The sequence below is a fragment of the Ornithinimicrobium carbonis genome, from assembly GCF_050703245.1.
Lineage (GTDB): Bacteria > Actinomycetota > Actinomycetes > Actinomycetales > Dermatophilaceae > Ornithinicoccus.
Genome location: NZ_CP192647.1, coordinates 3,599,920 through 3,621,001, shown reverse-complemented (window position 1 = coordinate 3,621,001; position 21,082 = coordinate 3,599,920). Strand labels below are relative to the sequence as shown.

The window sequence follows — 21,082 nt, the reverse complement described above, 5'->3', positions numbered from 1 at the left end:
TTGGACAGAGGTCTCAGTCCCCCGTCCACCGCCCGTCCAGCGCCCGGCGACCCGCCAGGCCCCGCCCCGCAGGAGGTGCTCCGGCATGACAACAGCCAGGGCCCAGAGCCCGGCGTCCCCGGTGGCGACCTCGGAGGAGCGACGACTCCTGTGCGAGCGGATCGCCGCCGCCGAGGTCGAGCTGCACGCCGTCGCCATGCGGTGGGTCGACCCGGTGGCCACCTCCGCCGACCTCACCCTGCGCCAGCTGCAGGTCCTCGCCCTGCTGCGCGCCCTGCCCGGTGCCACCGGGCAGCAGCTGGCCGAGTCGGTGGGCGTGTCCACCCCCACGATGAGCGGCATCGTCGACCGGATCGCCTCCAAGGGCTGGCTCGAGCGCGAGCACGACCCCCAGGACCGCCGCCGGGTGCTGCTGCGCCTCACCACGTCGGCCGAGGCGGTGCTGGCCGAGCTGGAGGTGCCCGTCCACCGGATGAGGTCGCTCATCCTCGACCGGTTGGACGAGAGCGACCTTCGCGACCTCGCCCGCCTCACCGACCGCATGCGTGACGCCGCGCGGGAGGTCGAGGTCGAGCGGTCCGGTGACACGGCGAGCGCCTGACGAGGGCCGCTCGGGCGTGGGGCCCCGGCGTCGCACAGGTGCCGCGGGCAAGACGGGTGCGCCCGGGCGGTAAGGCCGCGGTCAAGGTTGCGTTCGGATCTGGTCAAGCTGCTCCTGCGGGCGTGACCCGCGCCATACCGTCGTCCTCCTCACCCCCTCCCGGAAGGAACGACGATGACGATGCACCGGAACGGACGCGCGGCCCTCGCCCTGGCGGCGGTCGGCACCCTCACCCTCGGCCTGGCGGCGGGCACGGCGACCGCCCACCCCGACCACGACGGCTCCGGCAAGGAGTCCGGCTTCGACCGGGTGGTCGAGGACGTCAGCCCGGGCGGGGTCCCCATGGAGCGGATGACCGACGTGCGCTGCGAGGACCAGATGGCCGGCATCTTCCCCTGCCACAAGGTCGACCTGTCCTCCTTCCTGCCGCTCACCGAGATGGGGTCCGTCTGGGCCAACGACGTCTGGGGGTGGACCGACCCCGAGACCGGGCGCGACTACGCGCTCGTCGGCCTCTTCGAGGGCACCGGCTTCGTCGACGTCACCGTGGCGAACGATCCGGTGTGGCTGGGCCTGCTGCCGTCGCACACCTCGGTCGGCAGCGGCGGGGTCTGGCGGGACGTCAAGGTCCACGCCGACCACGCCTACGTCGTGTCCGAGAACAGCGGCCACGGCATGCAGGTCTTCGACCTGACCCGGCTGCGCGGCGTCGATGAGGCCCGGACGTGGGACGACGACGGCTGGCTCGGCGGGTTCGGGCAGGCGCACAACCTGGCGATCAACGAGGACTCGGCGACGGCGTACGTGGTGGGGGCGACCCGCGGGGTCACCGTGGCGGGTTGTAAGGATGTGAACGGTGGGCCGATCGCGATCGACCTGTCCGACCCGGCAGCCCCGGAGGTCGCCGGATGCTTCGGGGACGACGGCTACACGCACGACATCCAGTGCGTCGACTACCAGGGGCCCGACGCGGAGCATGTCGGCCGGGAGGTGTGCGTGGCCTCCAACGAGGACACCGTGACCGTGCTCGACGCCACCGACCCCGCGGGCATCGAGCTGATCGCCCGCATCCCCTACGAGACGTCCGCCTACACCCACCAGGGCTGGTTCACCGAGGACCAGCGCTACTTCCTGCTGGGGGACGAGCTGGACGAGGCCTTCGGCACGGTGGCTGAGACGACCACCTACATCTTCGACATGCACGACCTCGACGACCCCCAGCTGACCGGGACAGCTTCGAGCGGGCTGTCGTCGATCGACCACAACATCTTCATCAAGGACGACCTGGCCTTCGAGTCCAACTACACCTCCGGCCTGCGCATCTTCGACACCTACAAGCTGGACCAGGGCCGGATGAAGGAGGCCGGCTGGTTCGACGTCTACCCGGCCGACGACGACACCTCCTTCGCCGGAACCTGGAGCAACTACCCCTGGTTCGACGACGGCAAGGTGGTCGTGACCGGCACCGAAGAAGGCCTGTTCGTGCTGGAGTCCCGGGTGAAGAGCTCCAAGCCCGCCAAGGGTCCGCGCGCCACCGGAGGTCGCTGAGCGGCGTCGTCGACGACCCTGCGGCAGGGGTCCCGGGAGGGCGCCGCACCCCTCGTGCCACCCTCCCGGGCCCCGGCGTAGGTTGGCCCCATGAACCGCACCGGCGCCCGTTCCTTCACGCCTCCCGCCTCTCCGGCTCACTTGCGCAACGTGGTCCTGGTCGGACCGCAGGGGACCGGGAAGAGCGCCCTGCTGGAGCAGCTGACGACCGGTCAGCTGGGCCACGTCAAGGAGGCCGAGGAGGCCTCGACCGTGCTCGGTGTCGCGAGCACCGTGCACGAGGCCACCGGCACCGTGATCACCGTCGTCGACACGCCCGGTCGTCCCGACTTCGTGGGTGACGTGCGGGCGGGCCTGCGCGCGGCGGACGCCGTCGTCTTCGTCGTGGCCGCCGGCAGCGGGATCGACGAGGCCACCCGGATGCTGTGGCGGGAGTGCGAGGGTGCGCGCATCCCCCGGCTCGTCGCCGTTACCCAGCTCGAGCTGGCCCGGGCCGACTACGACCAGGTGGTCGCGGAGTGCCGCCGCCTGCTGGGGGACGCTGTCCCGCTGGCCCTGCCGGTGCTCGAGGGGCAGGAGCTGTCCGGGATCGTCGACCTGCTGGACCAGGTCCGGGTGGACGCCGGGGGAGCCAGCCGCGAGCTCACCGAGGACGAGGCCGCCGAGGTGGCGGAGCGCCGGGCCACCCTCATCGAGTCGGTCATCGAGACCTCCGAGGACGAGACGCTGCTGGACCGCTACCTCTCCGGGGAGGAGCTGGACCTGGAGGGCCTGCGGACCGACCTGCGCGCGGCCGTGTCCACCGCCCGCTTCTTCCCGATCGTGCCGGTCAACCCGCCGACCGGCACCGGTGTGCCCTGGCTCCTCGACCTCGTCGTGGCCGCCTTCCCCTCGCCCGACCAGTCCTGGGTGCCGACGGTGACCACCCCCGACGCGCAGACGATCCTCGACGTTCCGGCCGACCCCGACGCACCGCTGGTGGCGCAGGTGGTCCGCACCATGACCGACCCCTACGTCGGCCGCCTCTCGCTGGTCCGCATCTTCGCCGGCACCCTGCGCTCCGGCGACCGGTTGCACGTCAGCGGCCACCTGGAGTGGGTGGTGGGCCACGAGGTCCCCGGCCACCCGGGCCACGACGAGGACGACGAGCGCGTCGGACAGATCAGCAGCCCGGTCCCCGGCGGCGCCGAGCCGCGGGACGCCGCGATCGCGGGCGAGCTGGTCCTGGTGAGCAAGCTGGCCTCGGCCGAGACCTCCGACACCCTCTCCTCGGGGGACCGTCCGGCGCTCGTCGAGCCGTGGCTGCTGCCCGACCCGCTCCTGCCCGTGGCCATCAAGGCGGTCAAGAGCAAGGACGAGGACAAGCTCGCCGGCGCCCTGCAGCGGCTGGTCAGCGAGGACCTCACCCTGCGCCTGGAGCACAACCCGGAGACGCACCAGGTGGTCCTGTGGACCCTGGGGCCGGCCCAGCAGGAGGAGGTGCTGCAGCTCCTCGCCGAACGGCACCACGTCGAGGTGGAGACCGAGCCGGTGCGGACCTCCCTGCGGGAGACCTTCGTCCGCCCGGTGCAGGTCCAGGGTCGCCTGGTCAAGCAGTCCGGCGGGCACGGGCAGTATGCCGTCGTCCAGCTGGAGATCGAGCCCCTGGAGCGGGGCGCGGGCTTCGAGTTCGTCGACAAGGTCGTCGGCGGGGCGGTCCCGCGCCAGTTCATCCCCTCGGTCGAGAAGGGCCTGCGCACCCAGCTCGCCGAGGGCGTGCTCGCCGGCTACCCCTGCGTCGACGTCCGGGTGCGCCTCGTCGACGGCAAGGCCCACTCCGTCGACTCCTCCGACATGGCCTTCCAGAACGCCGCCGGCACGGCGCTGCGGGAGGCGGCCAACAGCTCCACGGTCTCCCTCCTCGAACCGGTCGACCTGGTCGAGATCACCGTCGCCGACGAGTTCGTCGGTCCGGTGATGGCCGACCTTCGGGGCCGACGGGCCCAGGTCCAGGGCACCGAGCCGGCCGCGGTCGAGGGGCACATCGTGGTGCGGGCCGAGGTGCCCCAGCACGAGCTGGCCCGCTACCCGATCGACCTGCGCTCGGTCTCGCACGGCTCCGGCAGCTTCACCCGGGAGTTCGTCCGCTACGACTACATGCCCGCGTCGCTGGCCCGGGACATCACCGGCTGACCGACGGACGTCGGTGCCTCTTTCCCACCGGCGGGTGGACGCCGGTGCGTCCTCACCACGACGGGCGCCGGACGTTCTGCGCGCGGCATGCGAGTGCCGACCCTCGGTCGCCGGGAGCGCCGGGAGCGCCGGGAGTGCCGGGAGCGCCGGGTGAGGCGGAGGCAGCGAGGTCGGGTCGCAGCGACCACCATCGCCCTGCAAGCCGATGGTGGTCGCTGCGACCCGACCTCAGTGAAGAGCGACCCGCCCGGGGGTGAACCGGCGGCCGTCACATCCGCGGCAGCGTGGGGTCCCGGGGGAACGACCGGCGCACGCCCGCCTCGACCCGCTCCTGGCCGTAGGCGACCGAGCCGGCCCGGCTGCTCCAGAAGACGTAGCCCACGGCCACCGCCATGACCAGCACCAGACCGAGCGCCACGGGGAGCAGCGACCCGGTGGTGGCCCACCAGACCACGAGGGCGACGAGCGAGACGGCCCCCCCGGCCGCGAGCAGCTTCCTCGGTGACGCCTCCATGCCGGTCCTCCCTGCTCAGGTGCTGCCGACCCTAGCGGTGGGGGTCCTGCCCCGCCACCCCTCGGTCACCCGGCCCGGCCCCCCGGCGCCGGTGGCCCAGACCCCGCGTGCGGACGAGGACGTGCAGCGTGCCGGTAGTCACGACCGCACCGAAGAAGATCACGGACCACAGCCCGTCGTCGCTCACCCACCACACCAGGCCCAGCGCTGCGAGCGCGGCGTAGACGGTGACCAGCGACCGGAGGGTCACGCGGCGGGCTCCTCGTCCAGCCCGAGCCGCGCCAGCAGGTGGCGCAGGTCCGGCTCGGCCCCCCGGAAGCGCCGGTAGGTCTCCATCGCCTCGATCGACCCGCCCCGCCCGAGGAGCTCGCGGCGGAAACGCTCGCCGGCGGCGCGCGTCATACCTCCGGGCTCCTGCTCCGTTCCCTGCTGGGTGAACCAGGCCACGGTGTCGGCGTCCATGACCTCGGACCACAGGTAGGAGTAGTAGCCGGCTGCGTAGCCCCCGCCGAAGACGTGGTGGAAGTAGGCCGACCGGTAGCGCGGGGGCACCAACGGGAAGGCGACCCCGGCCCGCTCCAGCGCGGCGGCCTCGAACTCCTCCACACCCGACCCGTCGGCGGGCAGCTCCGCCAGCGGGGTCTGGTGCCACGCCTGGTCCAGCAGCATCGCCTTGAGCAGCTCCAGGGTGCGGTACGCCGTCTCCTGACGCTGGGCGACGAGTGCGTCCACCCACTCCTCGGGGAGGGTCTCGCCGGTGGCGTGGTGCACGGCGTAGCGCCGGATCAGCGAGGGCTGAAAGGCCCAGATCTCGTTGACCTGGGAGGGGAACTCGACGAAGTCGCGCGGGACCGAGGTGCCCGAGCGCGAGGGGTAGCGCACGTCGGAGAGCAGGCCGTGCAGGTCGTGGCCGAACTCGTGGAAGAGCGTGATGACGTTGTCCCAGGTCATCAGGCTCGGCGAACCCGGAGCGGGCGGCGGGACGTTGCAGGTGTTGGTGACCAGCGGCTGGTCGCCGAGCAGGTGGCTCTGGTCCACGATCGAGGTCATCCAGGCGCCGCCCTTCTTGGTCGGCCGCGTGTAGGGGTCGATCACGACGGCGCCCAGCGTGCTGCCGTCCTCCTGACGCACCTCGAAGACGCGCGCCTGGTCGGTGTAGCCGACGAGCTCGGGCCGCTCGGCGAAGGTGATGCCGTAGAGCGCGGTCGCGGCGGCGAAGACGCCTTCGTGCAGGACCCGCTCGAACTCCAGGTAGGGGCGCAGCTTCTCCGGGTCGAGGGCGGACTCGGCGGCCTCCCGGGCGGCGAGGAACTGCCAGTCCCAGGGCTCCAGCTGCGCCTCCGGCTCGAGGGTGTGCAGTCGCTCGCGCAGGGCGTCGGCCTCCCGCTCCGCCAGCGGGACGACCCCGGTGGCGAGGCGGGCGAGGATCTCGTTGACCGCGTCGGTGCCCCCCGCGCAGCTGGTCTCGTGGACGTAGGCCGCGTGGTGGGGGTAGCCGAGCAGGGTGGCCCGCTCGGCGCGCAGCCGGGCGATCCGCACGAGCACGTCGCGGGTGTCGTGGTCGGCCTGCGCGCCCCGGCCGAGCCCCCGCTCCACCGAGGCGCGGAAGACCTCCTCGCGCAGCCCGCGGTCCTCCATCGCGTCGAGCAGCGGCTGCCCGGTCGTGTTGACGATCGGCACCACCCAGCCCTCCAGGCCACGGTCCTGGGCGGCCTCGCGCAGCCCGGCCCGCTCGTCCTCGCCCAGGCCGGCCAGCCGGGCCTCGTCGGTCACGTGGACGGCGGCGGCGTTGCGGCCCTCGACGAGGATCTGGTCGAACCGCGTGGTCAGCCCGGCCAGGTCGGCGTTGAGCTCGCGCAGGCGGGCCTGGTCGTCCGACCCGAGGGTGATGCCGCCGCGCTCGTAGGCGCGCAGGGACTCGGTGAGCCAGAACCGGTCCTGCTCGTCGGCCTCGACCTCGCCGGCGTCGATGCGGTCGCGCAGGCCGGTGAGCCGGGCGTAGAGGGCGGCGTCCATGAGGATGGCGTCCTGGTGGGCGGCCAGCCGCGGGGAGAACTCGGCCATGATCGCGTCCCGCTCGGGGGTGGTGTCGGCCGACCGGGCGACCCAGAACGCCGAGAGCGTGCGGTCCAGGGTGGCGCCGCTGCGCTCCCAGGCGTGCACGACGTTCTCCAGGGTGGGCGGCTCGGTGTCCTCGGCGACCGCCCGAAGGGCGGCCAGCTGCTCGGTCATCCCGACCTCGAGCGCCTCGCGCACGTGGTCCTCGGTCATCGTGGCGTAGTCGGGCAGCTGGAAGGGCAGGGTCGAGGGAGCGAGGAGCGGGTTGGTCATGGTGCCCATCCCAGCACAGGGGTTCCTCAGCGCCCCGCCGAGGGCACGGGGTGCGCGTCGTCGGTGCCGCGCCGACGGAGGCGACCTGCCGCGACGCCGACCAGCACGGCCAGGGTCGCCAGGGCCAGCAGCAGCACGAGGGCGATCGAGACCGCCAGGTCGGGGGCGTGCAGCCACCACTGCGTGTCCAGCAGCCCCGCCTCGAGCCGGGCGGGAACCACCTCCAGGGCCAGCAGCGACGCGACCGCGGTCAGCAGGCCTGCGACCACCACGGTCGCCCGACCGGTCCTCCCGGAGGAGCGACCCGGACGGACGGAGCGCGTGCGGACGAGCCACACCAGGCTCCCGGTCTGTGCGAGCGGGAGCAGGACCATGAGGACGGGCGTGGCCGCCAGGAGCAGGTCCTGGTCCCGCTCCGGAGCCGGAGTGCCGACCAGGGTGTGCAGCAGCTCCTCCCACAGGCGCGGCTGCAGGGTCTGGTGCGTGCCCCGGCCGGTGTTCGCCAGCACCACGACCCCGAGACCGTGGTCCGGCACCATCGCGATCGTGCTCATCGACCGGGTGGTGTCGCCGTGGTGCTCCAGCACCGTCGGCAGCTGCGCCTCGTCCCGGGCCTCGGGGTCCTCCGCGAGCTCCCAGAACGGGAGCATGAACCAGCCGCTGCCGTAGTCGACCTGGTCGACCACCTCCCCCAGCGGTTCCCGGGCGGCGGCCAGGACCGCCTCGTCCAGGCCGCTCCCGCCGTCGAGGTGGGCCTGCAGCAGCCGCGTCAGGTCGCGTGCCGTGGAGGTGACGAAGCCCGAGGGGGCCGCACCCGGCGGCAGCGGGCCAGGCACCTCGACGTTCCAGCGCCGCAGCACCGTGTAGTGGCCGGCGGCCAGGCCACGCTCCCGCGCCAGGTCGAGGTCGGTCGTGGTGGCCTCCAGCCCCAGCGGGGCGGCCACGAGCTCCTGCAGCGCGCTCTCGAAGCTCTGGCCGGTCACGCGTTCGACGACGGCCCCGAGCAGGTCGTAGTTGGCGTTGGAGTACTCGAAGCGCTCGCCCGGTCCCGCGGCCGGGGTCACCTCCGCCAGGCGTCCCACCTCCTCCTGGATCGAGCCGGGCACCTCGCCCAGGCCCCACTGCCCCAGCCCGTCCTCCTCCGTCAGCCCGGAGCGGTGGGCGAGCAGGTGCCGGACGGTGACCCCCGACCAGGCACCGCCGCCCAGCTCGGGCAGCACGGTCCGCACCGGGGTGTCGAGGGCCAGGCGGCCGTCGGCGACCAGCTGCTGCACCGCAAGTCCGGTGAACTGCTTGGAGGTCGACCCCAGCACGAAGGGTGTGTCCGGAGTGACCGGCGGTCCGCCCGGCGCGGCCTCACCGTAGGTCGCCTCGAGGTACACCTCGCCGTCGAGCAGGACCGTGACCGCGAGGCCGGGCAGGTGCAGCTCCCGGTGCTGCTCCTGCAGGAAGGCGTCCAGCTCCGCGGGCGAGGCCCAGGCCGGGAACGGCGTGGTTCCGGCAGAGGAGGCGGCCGGCACCGCGACCAGGGCCAGCAGCAGGACGGCGACGAGGGCGTGCCGGACCCGGCCGACGTGCTCGACCAGCCGGTGCGCCACGATCTGCTCCTCAGCCTCGCGCCACCGGTGGAAGGAACTCGCCGACGAGCTCTCGGTGCCAGCAGTTCCCGGTCGCGCGGAGCTCTCCGTCCACGTGGTGTACCGATAACGGTAGAGCACCGCCCTGACCGCCCCTGGGGGTCGACCGCCGAACGGGTCGTGCGCGAGCAGCCGCAGCGTCGGCGGGTCGGCCTCGAGCAGCCGCCGCTGCAGCCGGGGCAGCCACGGGTGGGCGTAGCGGCGGGACAGGGCGGCGAACCACATCAGCCAGTCCAACCGCAGGTGGTAGGGCGCGTACTGCCGCGGCCAGCGCCCCGGGAGGCCGGGCTTGCCCCGGAACCCGTACTCGCGCCATACCCCGTCCTCTGACAGGCCTTCGAGCACGATCTCGTGGCGCACCTTCGTCACGCTGCCGAACGCGCCGTAGGTGTTGACCAGCCGCAGCGGCTCGAACGAGGCGTTCATCGCCTGCCCCGGCGAGAGCAGGTTGACCACCGGCCGCCAGCTGAGCACCGCCACCAGGACGGTGAGCAGGACCACCGCGACCACCCAGGGGTATAACGTCGCGCCGCCCTGCGTGGGCACGAGCCAGTCCTGCACGGGGCCGGGGAGGAGCCAAGTCCAGAAGGCGTCCGGCAGGACGGACGCCGCCAGCACGACCGCCAGCCAGTTCAGCCAGGCGAAGTTGCCGCTGGCCACCAGCCACAGCTGGGTGACCAGCATGATCCCGGCGGCCCACCCCGCGACCGGCTGCGGCAGGAACAGCCCGAACGGCACGACGAGCTGGGTGACGTGGTTGGCGGCGACCTCGACCTTGTGCAGCGGGCCGGGCAGGTGGTGGAAGAACCAGGACAGCGGCCCGGGCATCGGCTGGGTCTCGTGGTGGTGGTGCAGGCAGGTCAGGTCGCGCCAGCAGGGGTCGCCGCGCAGCTTGATCAGCCCGGCGCCGAGCTCGAGCCGGAAGAGCAGCCAGCGCAGCAGGAGCAGCACGAGCAGCGGCGGCGCGACGGCCGCGTTGCCCAGGAAGATGGCCAGGAAGCCGACCTCGCACAGCAGGGTCTCCCACCCGAAGGAGTACCAGAGCTGGCCGACGTTGACGATCGAGAGGTAGAGCGCCCACAGCAGCGCCCACACCGCCATGGAGGCGGGCAGCGGCAGCCGTGCCGTTCCCCCGACGATGGTGAGCAGGGCCAGTGCCGCGCCCGCCCAGCAGACCGCGAGGAAGAAGCGGTCCGACCACCACCGGTGGAAGATGCTCGGGGCCTGCCGGAAGCCCACCCGCCGCAGGAAGGTCGGCACCGGCGTCAGCCCGCGCGTCCCCAGCAGGGCCGGCCCCTGCCGGGCCGCCGCGACGAACGCGACCAGGTAGAGCGCGGCCAGCCCGTGCAGGAGCACCGCGCGCCCCAGCCATCCGTCGTCGGCGACGAACCACTCCATCCCTCGACGGTATGCCTGCCGCGCGCCCACGTCACGCCTCGTACAGTCGGTGCCCATGAGCGATGACGCCACGACCCCGACCGTCGACGGGACGACCGAGGACACCACCAAGGACGCCGGCAAGGACGCCGGCAAGGACCCGGAGCCGCGCGACCTGCTGGTCGAGACCCACCACACCCTGGTCACCGACGACGGCGAGCTGGCCTACACCGCCCGGACCGGGCGGATCGTGCTGCGCGAGGAGGAGGTCAAGGACGACGTCTTCCAGGGGTGGACGCCGCGCGCCGAGCTGGCGGTCACGGCATACACCCTCGACCTGCCCGAGGGCGCCGACCGCAACGACCGGCCGGTGACCTTCGTCTTCAACGGCGGCCCCGGGTCCAGCTCGGTCTGGCTGCACCTGGGCGTGCTCGGGCCGAGGATCGTCGACGCCGGTGAGGTGGACGCCCCGACCCCGCCGCCGTACGCGCTGGTGGACAACCCGCAGACCCCGCTGCGCGCCACGGACCTGGTCTTCATCGACCCGATGTCGACCGGCCAGTCGCGCGCTGTCAAGGGCGGCAAGGCCAAGGACTACCACGGCTTCGGCAAGGACGTGGAGCAGGTCGCCGAGCTGATCCGGCTGTGGTGCACCCGCGAGGACCGGTGGATGAGCCCCAAGCTCCTCTGCGGCGAGTCCTACGGCACCACCCGGGCCGTCGCGGTCGCCGAGCACCTGTTCAGCCGGTTCGGGATGCAGCTCAACGGGCTGGTGCTGATCTCCAGCGTGCTCGACTTCGCCGCGCAGGACTTCCGCTACCTGCGCCACGACGAGGCCTGCCTCTCCTACCTGCCGACGTACGCGGCGGTCGCGCACTTCCACGGCCGGCACCCCGGCCGGTCGCTGGGCGAGGTGGTCGCCGAGGCGCAGGAGCTCTCCGCCGGCCACTACCGCTGGGCTCTGGCGCGCGGCAACCGGCTCACCGAGGAGGAGCGGTCCTCGGTGGCCGCCGACCTCGCCCGGCTGACCGGCCTGTCGCAGGACTACCTGCTCCGGTGCGACCTGCGTCCGGAGCACTGGCGCTTCTGCACCGAGCTGCTGCGGGAGGAAGGCCGCACGGTCGGCCGGATCGACGGGCGCATCACCGGGGTGCTGCACTCGGGCATCGCCGAGAACATGGACGCCGACCCCTCGATCGACGCCATCATGGGCCCCTACGCCGCCGCGATCCACCACTACCTGCGGGGCGAGCTGGAGTCCGAGCTCGACCTGCCCTACGCGGTCTTCTCCGACGCCATCGAGCACTGGTCCTACAAGGAGTTCGAGGGCCGCCCGATCACCGTCACCGACAAGCTGGAGCGGGTGATGAGGGCCAACCCGCACCTGCGCGTGCGGATCGAGTACGGCTACTACGACCTGGCCACGCCCTTCGGTGCGGCCCAGGACACGGTCGCCCACCTCCGGCTGCCGGACCAGGCGCTGGACCGCATCGAGCACGCCTGGTTCGAGACCGGACACATGCCCTACGTCGGCGCGGCCACCCGGGTGAAGGAGGCCGAGGGGATCACCGACTTCGTCCGGCGGGCCAGCGGGGTGGGCGAAGAACCACAAAAATAAATGTGGTTTTGCTCTTGACCGTGTGGATTTGTGTGGGGCACACTCGGAGGTAGCCGGTGACTCCCCGTCGCCGGACCCACCGTCCCGGACGATCCGGGGCGGGCCGACGAGGAGGTCGCAGGTCCCATGTACGCGCAGGAGAGGCAGCAGCACATCGCCCAGCTGGCCCGCGCCCAGGGTCGGGTCGAGGTCCTGGCGCTGGCCCAGGAGGAGCTGGGGGTCACCACCGAGACGGTGCGGCGCGACCTGACGGCGCTGGAGCGTCGTGGGTCGGTGCGCCGGGTGCACGGAGGGGCCCTGCCCTCCGACCGGTTGGAGCTGGAGCCGACGGTGCAGGCCAGGCAGTCGCACCTGGCTGCGGAGAAGCGCCGGATCGCGGCGAGGGCGCTGGACGAGCTGCCCTCCGACGGGACGGTCCTGCTCGACACCGGGACGACCACGGGGGCGCTGGCCGAGCTGCTTCCGACCTCCACCCGCCTGACCGTGCTCACCAACTCCTTCGCCCACGCGGGTGTCCTGGGCCAGCTGCCCCAGGTCGACGTGCTCCTGCTCGGCGGCCGGGTCCGTCGGCTCACCGGCGCCGCCGTCGGACCCTGGGCCCGGGCCGCGCTGCAGGACGTCTGCGTCGACGTCGCCTTCCTCGGGGCCAACGGGGTCACCCCCGAGCGGGGGTTCACCACGCCCGACCAGGCGGAGGCCGAGGTGAAGGCCGCCATGGTCGCGGCGGCCCGCCGGGTCGTCGTGCTGGCCGACGCCAGCAAGGTCGGCGAGGTCCACCTGCACCGGTTCGCCGAGCTCGGACAGGTGGACCTGCTCGTCACCGACACCACCCTCGACGACGAGCACGCCCAGGAGCTGCGCGCCGCCGACGACGCCCCGGAGGTCGCCCGCGCATGATCGTCACCCTCACCCCCAACCCGAGCATCGACCGCTCGATCAGCGTGCCGGACCTGCAGCGCGGGGAGGTCAACCGCGCCACCGACAGCCGGATCGACCCCGGCGGCAAGGGCATCAACGTCTCCCGTGCCCTCAGGGCGCAGGGGTCACCCACCGTGGCGGTCCTCCCCTCCGGCGGCCCGGAGGGCCACCTCATGGAGGAGCTGCTCACCGCCGCGGACGTGCCGCACGCCCCGGTTCCGGTCGCCGGCACCCTGCGCATGAACGTCGCGCTCCTGGAGCCGGGCGGCACCACGACCAAGGTCAACGAGCCCGGCCCGGTCCTCGGGCCGGACGACGTCGAGGCGCTCCTGGCCACCGCCCTCCCCCTCATCGAGGGCCCTCGCGGATGGCTCGTCGGCTGCGGCAGCCTGCCCCCGGGCGCCCCGGAGGACTTCTTCGCCCAGCTGGTCCGGCGCGGTCACGAGGCGGGCGCGCTCGTGGCCGTCGACACCTCCGGTGCCCCGCTGCACCCGGCCGTGGCCGCGGGCCCGGACCTCATCAAGCCCAACCTCGAGGAGCTCGAGGAGCTGGTCGGCCACGCGCTGCCCACCCTCGGGGACGTGCGCGACGCCGCGCGCGGCCTCGTGGACGGGGGCGTCGGCACGGTCGTCGTCTCCCTCGGAGGCGACGGCGCCCTGCTCGTCGACGCCACCACCGTCGTGCACGCCGCGGCCCCGGTCCTCGCGCCGCTGTCCACGGTCGGCGCCGGCGACTGCCTGCTGGCCGGCTGTCTCGACGCGCTCAGCCGGGGCCTGTCCGCCGCCGACGTCGTCGGCGCCGGCGTGCGCTGGGGCAGCGCGGCCGTCGCACTTCCCGGCAGCGCCGTCCCCACCCCCGCCGACCTGGCAGGCGTCCAGGCCGTCCTCACCCCCGACCCGGACCTCACCCGCACCCTCAGCTGACGGCATACCCCCCTGCCGCAACACCCGAAGGAGAACCTCCCGATGTCACTCATCACCACCGACCAGGTCGTCCTCGACCTCGTCGCCCCCGATCGCCATGCGGCGACCCGGACCCTGGGCGAGACGCTCGTCCGCTCGGGCCGGTGCACCGACCTGGAGCAGTTCCTGGCCGACGTGCGCAGCCGCGAGGAGACGATGGCCACCGGTCTGCCCGGCGGCATCGGCATCCCGCACGCGCGCAGCGCCGCGATCACCGAGCCGTCGCTGGTCTTCGGCCGTGCGGACGAGGGCATCGACTGGGGTGCCAAGGACGGCCCCGCCGACCTCGTGTTCCTCATCGCCGCGCCCGAGGGCGGTGGCGAGGCGCACATGCAGGTGCTGCCCAAGCTGGCCCGTGCGCTGATGAAGAAGGAGTTCCGGGCCGCCCTCAAGGCGGCCACCACCCGCGAGGAGGTCGTGCGCATCGTCGGCGACGAGGTCGCCCTCGACCCGGCACCCGCCGCGGAGCCCGCCGACAGCGGCACCACCACGGTCGACCGGCCCGCCGAGGGCGGCACCACCACCGGTGCGACGACCCCTGCGGCCGCAGCGGCGTCCACCTCCATTCCGGCTGGCGCGTCGAGCACCTCGTCGACCACCTCCTCGTCGATGACCGAGCCGTCGTCCGCGCCCGAGCAGGCCACCCGTCCGCTGCGCCTGGTCGCCGTCACCTCCTGCCCCACCGGGATCGCGCACACCTACATGGCCGCCGAGGCCCTGGAGCGTGCGGCGCGGGACGCCGGTCACGAGATCACCGTGGAGACCCAGGGGTCGGCCGGCTCGACCCCCATCCCGCAGGCGCAGATCGACCAGGCCGACGCCGTGATCTTCGCCCACGACCTCGAGGTCAAGGACAAGGGCCGGTTCGCCGGCAAGCCCACCGTCGACGTCGGCGTCAAGGCCGCCATCTCCGACGGTCCGGGTCTGGTGTCCCGGGCCGAGCGCCTGTCGCAGGAGTGGAGCAGCGACCCGGCGCGCGCCGAGCAGGCGGCCGCCGCCGTCGCCGCCCGGCCCTCCGGCGCCGACGAGGAGCGCAAGGTCGGGACCGGCACCAAGATCCGCCAGTGGCTGATGACCGGTGTCTCCTACATGATCCCGTTCGTCGCGGCCGGTGGCATCCTCATCGCCCTGGGCTTCATGCTCGCCCAGCTCGCCGTCGGCGAGCAGGGCGCGATCGAGGTGACCCAGTACAACCTCACCGCCGACGACGACACCAACATCGGCACCAGCTTCAGCCCGTTCAGCCTCATGTCCTGGGCGGCCCTGCTCTTCGTCATCGGCGGGGCGGCGTTCGGCTTCCTCGTCCCGATCCTGTCCGGTTTCATCGCGTTCGGCATCGCCGACCGACCCGGCCTGGTGCCGGGCATCGTCGCCGGCGCCGTCGCGGTCCAGATGGACGCAGGCTTCCTCGGCGGGATCGCCACCGGCTTCCTCGCCGGCTTCATCGCCCGCTGGATCTCCAGCTGGAAGGTGCACAAGGGCGTCCGGGGCGTCATGCCGGTCGTCGTCACCCCGCTCCTGTCGACCCTCCTCACCGCCGGCATCTTCATCACCATCCTCGGCCGCCCGATCGCGGCCATGATGAACGGCCTCGACAGCTGGCTCGAGGGTCTGGCCGGCGGCAGCGCCATCGTCCTGGGCCTCATCCTCGGCGCGATGATGGGCTTCGACCTCGGCGGGCCGGTCAACAAGGTGGCCTACTTCTTCGCCACGGCGGGCCTGGCCGGGGTGGGGGCCGCCACCGACGCCCCCCAGCTGACCATCATGGCCGCGGTCATGGCGGCCGGCATGGTCGCCCCGCTGGCCTGCGCACTGGCCACCGCGGTCCGTCCGGGCCTGTTCACCGAGCCCGAGCGGGAGAACGGCAAGGCTGCCTGGCTGCTGGGCGCCTCGTTCATCTCCGAGGGTGCCATCCCGTTCGCCGCGGCCGACCCCGTGCGCATCATGGCGTCCTCCCTCGTCGGCTCGGCCGTCACCGGTGGTCTGGCGATGGCCTTCGGGTCCACCCTGCGGGCCCCGCACGGTGGCATCTGGGTGCTGCCCCTGATCGGCAACTTCCTGGGCTTCCTGGTCGCCCTCGCCGCCGGCGTCGCGGTGACCGCCACGCTCATCGTCCTGCTCAAGAGCCGCGACCGCAGCCGCGAGGCGGTGCAGAGCGTGACCGCCACCGCCTGAGACACGGCCGTGCCCGCCCGGGCCTCCGCGGCCCGGGCGGGCACGGCACACCCTTAAGACCCGTACCGCTCGCCCCCTCCACGACCGGAGCGCCGGCCGCGGCACGACCGCACGACCTGCACGACCGCACCCGCACGACCGCACGACCCGCACGACCGCACGCACGCCCGCACGACCCGCACCTAGGATCGACCGAACCCACCAAGGAGACCCTCATGGCTCAGCGCACCGTCACCATCGCCAGCTCCGTCGGGCTGCACGCCCGCCCCGCGGCCCTCTTCGTCGAGAAGGCGTCGGCCACCGGGCTGGACGTCGAGATCGCCCGTCCGGGCGAGGACCCGGTGGACGCCACGAGCATCCTCGGCGTCATGGCGCTGGGCGCCAAGCACGGCGAGGAGGTCGTGCTCACCGCCGAGGGCGAGGGGGCCGACGCCGCCCTCGACGGCCTCGTCGAGCTGCTCGCCACCGACCTCGACGCGGAGTGATCCACGATGGCTGACCCGAACGTCGCCGACGGACCCGCCGCCGCGCCGGCCTCCGGACCAGGCGCGGGAACCGTCCGGCGCGGCATCGGCGTCAGCCCGGGCACGGCGTCCGGGCCGGTGGTGCAGGTCGCCCCGCCCGTCCGGCCGCCGGCCGACGAGCCGCCGACGACCGACGACGCCCGACGCCGCACTCGTGGAGGTCAAGCAGGCCTTCGAGGCGGTGGCCGCCGACCTGGAGGAGCGGGCCGCCCGGGCCGACGACACCGCCCAGCAGATCCTCAAGGCCACCGTCCTCATCGCGCGCGACCGCTCGTTGCACAAGGCGGTCGGCAAGCACCTGGCCAAGGGGGTCGGCCAGGCCGCCGCGGTCCACGCGGGCATCGAGGAGTTCGCGGCGCAGTTCGAGGCGCTCGGGGGATACTTCGCCGAACGGGTGACCGACCTGCGCGACGTCGGGTCGCGGGCCCTGGCCCAGGTGCTGGGCGTGCCCGCCCCGGGCGTGCCCGAGCTCACCGGTCCTTCCGTCGTGGTGGCGCACGACCTGGCGCCCGCCGAGACCGCGACGCTCGACCGGGCCATGGTGGTGGCCATCGTCACCGAGGCGGGTGGTCGCACCAGCCACACCGCGATCCTCGCCGCGCAGATGGGCATCCCCGCGGTCGTGCAGGTGCCCGGGGCCACCGAGCTCCCGGCCGGCACGCTGGTGGCCGTGGACGGCGACGCGGGCGAGGTCGTCGTCGACCCGAGCGAGGAGGTCGTCGCCGCCCTGCACCGTCGGCGCCAGCGGCTGACCGCAGCCCTGGCCGGCAGCGCCGGGCCAGGGGTCACCCGCGACGGTCACCACGTCGCGCTCCTCGCCAACATCGGCGGGGTCGCGGACGCGGTGGAGGCCGGAGCCCAGGATCTTGAGGGCGTGGGCCTGTTCCGCACCGAGTTCGTCTTCCTCTCCGCCGACACCGCTCCGACCCTGGCCGAGCAGACGGAGATCTACCGCCAGGTGTTCGCCCCCTTCGAGGGGCGGCGGGTGGTGGTGCGCACGCTCGACGCCGGTGCCGACAAGCCGCTGGCGTTCGCGGATTTGGGCCCGGAGGAGAACCCGGCCCTCGGCCGTCGCGGACTCCGCCTGTCGGCCGAGCGGCCCGACCTGCTCGACACCCAGCTGGAGGCGCTCGCGGTGGCCGCACGGGAGACCGGCGCCGACGTGCGCGTCATGGCCCCGATGGTCGCCACCGCCGAGGAGGCCGACTGGTTCGCCCGGCGCGTCCGGGAGAACGGTCTGCCCAAGGCAGGCGTGATGATCGAGGTCCCCGGGGCCGCCCTCCGGGCCGACCACGTGCTCGCCGACTGCGACTTCGGCAGCCTGGGTACCAACGACCTCGCGCAGTACACGATGGCCGCCGACCGCATGCAGGGTGAGCTGTCGGACCTGCTCGACCCATGGCAGCCGGCGGTTCTCTCCCTCATCGGGACGGCATGCCGGGGAGCCGCACGCGTCGGCAGGCCGATGGGGGTGTGCGGCGAGGCCGGTGGCGACCCGCTCCTGGCCCTGGTGCTCGTCGGCATGGGGGTCTCCAGCCTCTCGATGGCGCCGAGCAAGGTGCCCCTGGTCCGGCTGGCGCTGTCGCTGCACTCGCTGCCGGAGTGCCAGCACCTCGCCAGCATCGCCACCTCCGCGCGGACGGCGACGGACGCCCTCACCGCGGTGCGGGAGGCGGCCCGGCCGCAGCTGACCGAGCTGGTCTGAGCCGGCGACGAGGTCGTCGGGCAGGGTCGGCTACCGGGTCGGCCACCGGGTCGGCTACCGGGTCGGACGGTCTCCTGCCACGGCCGCGGAACGGTCAGCGTCCACGTCCGGGATCGGCTCCACCTCGAGGGGCTCGTGCTCCCCGTCGCGGTCACTGGGCTGCTCGTCCAGCTTGACCAGGACGACACCGGCGAGGATGAACAGGCCGCCGAGGAGCTGGACGACGGCGGGCAGCTCGCCGAGCAGCACCCAGGCCCACAGCACGGCGAACATCACTTCGGTGAGGCCGACGAAGGAAGCGACCTTGGCGCCCAGGGCGCGGGCCGCGACGACGCCGGTTAGGTAGGCGATCGCGGCGGCCACGAGGCCCAGCCAGAGCACCGGCACCCACCAGGTGACGGCATACCCGGAGACGGTGACGTCCACCGTGTCCAGTGCATCGGGACCAGCCCGACCGCCCCGGCGAGCAGAAGCGTGGCGGCTCCGACGAGCAGACCCAGGCAGGCGAACGCCAGGGGCGGCAGGCCGGTGGCGTCGTCGGCACCGACGACGAAGAAGGCGGCCAGGCCGACGGCGGCGAACAGGCCCCACATGACGCCGATCCCGCTGAGCCGGGCGTCCCCCAGGACGTCGAGGACGAGGAGCAGGCCGAGCATCGCCACGCCGATCCCCACGACGGTCAGCGGACGGGGCCGCTGCCCGCGGACGAGCCACAGCCAACCGACGACGAGGATGGGGCCGAGGTACTCCAGCATGAGCGCGACGCCCACGGAGAGCCGCTCGACGGCCAGGAAGTAGAAGAGCTGGGCACCGGCGACCGCCAGGATGCCGAACGTCGTCACGTGCGCCCAGGTCACCGGACGGCGCAGCAGGTGCCAGTGGCCCCGCATGGACAGCGCCGCCGGGACCGCGAGGATCACCGCGCCCAGGACGATGCGGGCCGTCACGGCGGCGCCGGGCGACCAGCCCTGGACGAGCAGGCTCTTGGCGACCGCCCCCGAGCTGCCGAAGGTCAGGGCCGAGAAGACGGCGACGAGCAGGCCGAGGACGAGCAGGCGAAGAGGGGTGGGCGAGGCGGCCCGCCCCGGGGCGGGAGCGCTGGTCGGCGTCACCGTCGGGGCGTCGGCCGTCAGCGGGGTGGCCGGGGTGGCCGGGCCGGTGGGTGCGGCGTGCCGGTCGTGGATCGTCACGGGGAGGACCCCCTCTCATCTGTCATCATGGGTGTCAAGAAGTGATGACCATGACGATACGACTGGCTGCGTCAGGAGTCAAGATGCGTTTCACCCATGACACCGAGATCGCCCTGCAGAGCGCGGCCGCGCTGGTGAACACGATGGGTCCGCCCGACACCCTGACGACCGGGGACGAGCTCGAGGGCTTCGTGCGCGACCAGGGCTGGTCCGGGGCGCTGACCGGTGAGCCCGCGGAGCTGGAGGCCGTCCGGGCGCTGCGGCCCCGCCTGGCCCGGCTGTGGGAGCTGGACGAGGACGCGGTCGTGCCGCTGGTCAACACGCTCCTCGCGGACGCTCGCGCCCTCCCGCAGCTGGTCGACCACGACGACTGGGGGTGGCACCTGCACGCGGTCTCCGACGACGCCCCGATCTCGACCCGGATGGCGGTCGAGGCGGCGATGGCGATGGTCGACGTGGTCCGCGCCGGTGAGCTCGGCCGGCTGCGCACCTGCGAGGCCGACGGCTGCGAGGCGGTGCACGTCGACCTCTCGCGCAACCGCTCGCGACGCTTCTGCAGCACGGCGTGCGGCAACCGGATGGCCGCGGCGGCCTATCGTGAGCGCCAGGCCACCCAGGAGGATCCCGCATGAACGCGTTCGACAACGACAACGACAGCGGCAACGGCAACGACAGCGGCTACGACAACGGCAACGACCACGCCCACCGGTCCGGCGACCACGCCCGGCTCGCCTCCGCGCGACCGCGCGCCGTCGCCCTGGGTCGCCCGCCGCGCGACCCCGGTGCTCCGGTCAACGTGCCGGTCACCTTCACCTCCACGTTCATCGCCGACGGCGCCGTCGACTACGCCAGGGTGTCCAACCCGACCTGGCAGGCGCTGGAGGAGGTGCTCGGCTCCCTCGAGGGCGGTCGGGCGCTGACCTTCGCCTCCGGGCTGGCCGCGATCTCGGCCGTCGTCTCCCTGGTCCCGGTGGGCGGTGTCGTCGTCGCCCCGCGGCACGCCTACAGCGGCACCACTGCGCAGCTGGCCGAGCGCGCGGGCGCCGGGGCGCTCACCGTCCGGACGGTCCAGGCCGAGGACACCGCCGGGATCGTCGACGCCTGCGAGGGTGCCGACCTGCTCATGCTGGAGTCCCCGACCAACCCGATGATGGAGCTCACCGACGTGCGCGGGGTGCTGCGGGGGCTCGGCCAGCGGTACGGCGACGCCCGCCCGGTCGTCGCCTGCGACAACACCTTCGCCACGCCGGTCGCCCAGCAGCCGCTGGGCTGGGGGGCGGACGTGGTCGTGCACTCGGCGACGAAGTACCTCGCCGGGCACTCCGACACCCTCCTCGGGGCCCTGGTCACCTCGCCGCGACGGGAGGACCTGGCCGAGCGGCTGCACACCCACCGTTCCCTGCACGGCGCGGTCCCCGGCCCGATGGAGGCCTGGCTCGTGCTGCGAGGGGTCCGGACGCTGCACGTGCGCCTGGAGCGGGCGAGCGCGACGGCCGAGCTGCTCGTCAGCCGGCTCCTGGACCACCCGACGGTGGAGGCGGTGCGCTACCCGGGGTTCGGGGCGATGGTCTCGATCGAGGTCGCCGGCGGCCCCGAGGCGGCGGAGCGGGTGTCCGCGGCGACCCGGCTGTGGACCCACTCCACGAGCCTCGGCGGGGTCGAGTCCCAGATCGAGCGCCGACGACGCCACCCGCTCGAGGTGACCAGCGTGCCCGACTCCCTCCTGCGGTTGTCGGTCGGCGTCGAGGACCCCGAGGACCTGTGGGCCGACCTCGAGCAGGCCCTGGAGGCGGCCGCGGGCTGAGCAGGT

General features: G+C 73.5%; 17 protein-coding genes. 11 read left to right on the top strand and 6 right to left on the bottom strand.

The features are described from left to right. Positions 1-85: 85 nt before the first annotated feature. The 3 genes from ACQ95T_RS18155 (at position 86) to ACQ95T_RS18145 (ending at position 4,321) form a co-directional block, all read left to right on the top strand. Positions 86-601 carry a MarR family winged helix-turn-helix transcriptional regulator gene (locus tag ACQ95T_RS18155; protein WP_425942374.1) on the top strand — a complete coding sequence of 172 codons (516 nt, stop codon included), beginning with the start codon at positions 86-88 and terminating at the stop codon, positions 599-601. Between the two features lie 174 nt (positions 602-775). Continuing rightward, positions 776-2,149 (top strand): choice-of-anchor B family protein, encoded by a 1,374-nt coding sequence (locus ACQ95T_RS18150; protein WP_425942372.1) that lies wholly within the window; start codon positions 776-778, stop codon positions 2,147-2,149. A gap of 90 nt (positions 2,150-2,239) precedes the next feature. Beyond that, positions 2,240-4,321: an elongation factor G gene (locus ACQ95T_RS18145; RefSeq protein WP_425942370.1), complete on the top strand. Its 2,082-nt coding sequence runs from the start codon at positions 2,240-2,242 to the stop codon at positions 4,319-4,321. Positions 4,322-4,589: 268 nt separating this feature from the next. Here the strand turns inward: ACQ95T_RS18145 and ACQ95T_RS18140 are convergent, their stop codons facing one another. The 4 genes from ACQ95T_RS18140 to ACQ95T_RS18125 are packed head-to-tail and all read right to left on the bottom strand — an operon-like array spanning position 4,590 to position 10,201. After that, positions 4,590-4,835 (bottom strand): hypothetical protein, encoded by a 246-nt coding sequence (locus ACQ95T_RS18140; RefSeq protein WP_425942368.1) that lies wholly within the window; start codon positions 4,833-4,835, stop codon positions 4,590-4,592. A 31-nt stretch (positions 4,836-4,866) separates the two neighbouring features. Beyond that, on the bottom strand, positions 4,867-5,085 hold the full coding sequence (locus ACQ95T_RS18135; RefSeq protein ID WP_425942366.1) for a hypothetical protein: 219 nt from the start codon (positions 5,083-5,085) through the stop codon (positions 4,867-4,869). Next, entirely contained in the window at positions 5,082-7,166 is a 2,085-nt protein-coding gene (locus ACQ95T_RS18130; RefSeq protein WP_425942364.1) for a M3 family metallopeptidase, read from the bottom strand. Before ACQ95T_RS18130 ends, ACQ95T_RS18135 begins: the two co-directional genes overlap by 4 nt. A gap of 26 nt (positions 7,167-7,192) precedes the next feature. Then, complete coding sequence (locus ACQ95T_RS18125) at positions 7,193-10,201, bottom strand: lipase maturation factor family protein (protein ID WP_431473239.1); 3,009 nt, start codon at positions 10,199-10,201, stop codon at positions 7,193-7,195. Between the two features lie 55 nt (positions 10,202-10,256). Here ACQ95T_RS18125 and ACQ95T_RS18120 point away from each other — a divergent pair, with 55 nt between their 5' ends. From ACQ95T_RS18120 to ptsP, 6 genes are all read left to right on the top strand, one after another. Then, positions 10,257-11,798 carry a S10 family peptidase gene (locus tag ACQ95T_RS18120; protein WP_425942358.1) on the top strand — a complete coding sequence of 514 codons (1,542 nt, stop codon included), beginning with the start codon at positions 10,257-10,259 and terminating at the stop codon, positions 11,796-11,798. Between the two features lie 126 nt (positions 11,799-11,924). After that, positions 11,925-12,695, top strand: coding sequence for a DeoR/GlpR family DNA-binding transcription regulator (locus ACQ95T_RS18115; protein ID WP_431473238.1), 771 nt, complete (start codon positions 11,925-11,927; stop codon positions 12,693-12,695). After that, entirely contained in the window at positions 12,692-13,639 is a 948-nt protein-coding gene (gene pfkB / locus ACQ95T_RS18110) for a 1-phosphofructokinase (protein WP_425942355.1), read from the top strand. Before ACQ95T_RS18115 ends, pfkB begins: the two co-directional genes overlap by 4 nt. Before the next feature lie 42 nt (positions 13,640-13,681). Next, positions 13,682-15,853 (top strand): PTS fructose transporter subunit IIABC, encoded by a 2,172-nt coding sequence (locus tag ACQ95T_RS18105; RefSeq protein ID WP_425942353.1) that lies wholly within the window; start codon positions 13,682-13,684, stop codon positions 15,851-15,853. Positions 15,854-16,068: 215 nt separating this feature from the next. After that, positions 16,069-16,338 carry an HPr family phosphocarrier protein gene (locus ACQ95T_RS18100; RefSeq protein WP_425942351.1) on the top strand — a complete coding sequence of 90 codons (270 nt, stop codon included), beginning with the start codon at positions 16,069-16,071 and terminating at the stop codon, positions 16,336-16,338. Positions 16,339-16,531: 193 nt separating this feature from the next. Further along, a complete protein-coding gene (ptsP, locus tag ACQ95T_RS18095) occupies positions 16,532-18,082 on the top strand; it encodes a phosphoenolpyruvate--protein phosphotransferase (RefSeq protein WP_431473237.1) in 1,551 nt (516 codons plus the stop codon). 54 nt (positions 18,083-18,136) lie between these two features. On the opposite strand, the gene ACQ95T_RS18090 is transcribed toward ptsP, so the two are convergent. Both ACQ95T_RS18090 and ACQ95T_RS18085 read right to left on the bottom strand, forming a co-directional pair. Continuing rightward, positions 18,137-18,508, bottom strand: a complete 372-nt coding sequence (locus ACQ95T_RS18090) for an EamA family transporter (protein ID WP_431473236.1) — start codon at positions 18,506-18,508, stop codon at positions 18,137-18,139. Then, positions 18,421-19,272 (bottom strand): EamA family transporter, encoded by an 852-nt coding sequence (locus tag ACQ95T_RS18085; protein ID WP_431473235.1) that lies wholly within the window; start codon positions 19,270-19,272, stop codon positions 18,421-18,423. Before ACQ95T_RS18085 ends, ACQ95T_RS18090 begins: the two co-directional genes overlap by 88 nt. Before the next feature lie 83 nt (positions 19,273-19,355). Between ACQ95T_RS18085 and ACQ95T_RS18080 the strand changes: the two genes are divergently transcribed. Next, positions 19,356-19,904: a CGNR zinc finger domain-containing protein gene (locus ACQ95T_RS18080; protein WP_425942345.1), complete on the top strand. Its 549-nt coding sequence runs from the start codon at positions 19,356-19,358 to the stop codon at positions 19,902-19,904. Next, positions 19,901-21,076: a trans-sulfuration enzyme family protein gene (locus ACQ95T_RS18075; protein ID WP_431473234.1), complete on the top strand. Its 1,176-nt coding sequence runs from the start codon at positions 19,901-19,903 to the stop codon at positions 21,074-21,076. Before ACQ95T_RS18080 ends, ACQ95T_RS18075 begins: the two co-directional genes overlap by 4 nt. Positions 21,077-21,082 lie beyond the last annotated feature (6 nt).

What these genes read in the sequence shown, in the direction of transcription:
- ACQ95T_RS18155 (WP_425942374.1), top strand. Translation starts at nt 86, where the DNA reads ATGACAACAGCCAGGGCCCAGAGCCCGGCGTCCCCGGTGGCGACCTCG.
- ACQ95T_RS18150 (WP_425942372.1), top strand. Translation starts at nt 776, where the DNA reads ATGACGATGCACCGGAACGGACGCGCGGCCCTCGCCCTGGCGGCGGTC.
- ACQ95T_RS18145 (WP_425942370.1), top strand. Translation starts at nt 2,240, where the DNA reads ATGAACCGCACCGGCGCCCGTTCCTTCACGCCTCCCGCCTCTCCGGCT.
- ACQ95T_RS18140 (WP_425942368.1), bottom strand. Translation starts at nt 4,835, where the DNA reads ATGGAGGCGTCACCGAGGAAGCTGCTCGCGGCCGGGGGGGCCGTCTCG.
- ACQ95T_RS18130 (WP_425942364.1), bottom strand. Translation starts at nt 7,166, where the DNA reads ATGACCAACCCGCTCCTCGCTCCCTCGACCCTGCCCTTCCAGCTGCCC.
- ACQ95T_RS18125 (WP_431473239.1), bottom strand. Translation starts at nt 10,201, where the DNA reads ATGGAGTGGTTCGTCGCCGACGACGGATGGCTGGGGCGCGCGGTGCTC.
- ACQ95T_RS18120 (WP_425942358.1), top strand. Translation starts at nt 10,257, where the DNA reads ATGAGCGATGACGCCACGACCCCGACCGTCGACGGGACGACCGAGGAC.
- ACQ95T_RS18115 (WP_431473238.1), top strand. Translation starts at nt 11,925, where the DNA reads ATGTACGCGCAGGAGAGGCAGCAGCACATCGCCCAGCTGGCCCGCGCC.
- pfkB (WP_425942355.1), top strand. Translation starts at nt 12,692, where the DNA reads ATGATCGTCACCCTCACCCCCAACCCGAGCATCGACCGCTCGATCAGC.
- ACQ95T_RS18105 (WP_425942353.1), top strand. Translation starts at nt 13,682, where the DNA reads ATGTCACTCATCACCACCGACCAGGTCGTCCTCGACCTCGTCGCCCCC.
- ACQ95T_RS18100 (WP_425942351.1), top strand. Translation starts at nt 16,069, where the DNA reads ATGGCTCAGCGCACCGTCACCATCGCCAGCTCCGTCGGGCTGCACGCC.
- ACQ95T_RS18080 (WP_425942345.1), top strand. Translation starts at nt 19,356, where the DNA reads ATGCGTTTCACCCATGACACCGAGATCGCCCTGCAGAGCGCGGCCGCG.
- ACQ95T_RS18075 (WP_431473234.1), top strand. Translation starts at nt 19,901, where the DNA reads ATGAACGCGTTCGACAACGACAACGACAGCGGCAACGGCAACGACAGC.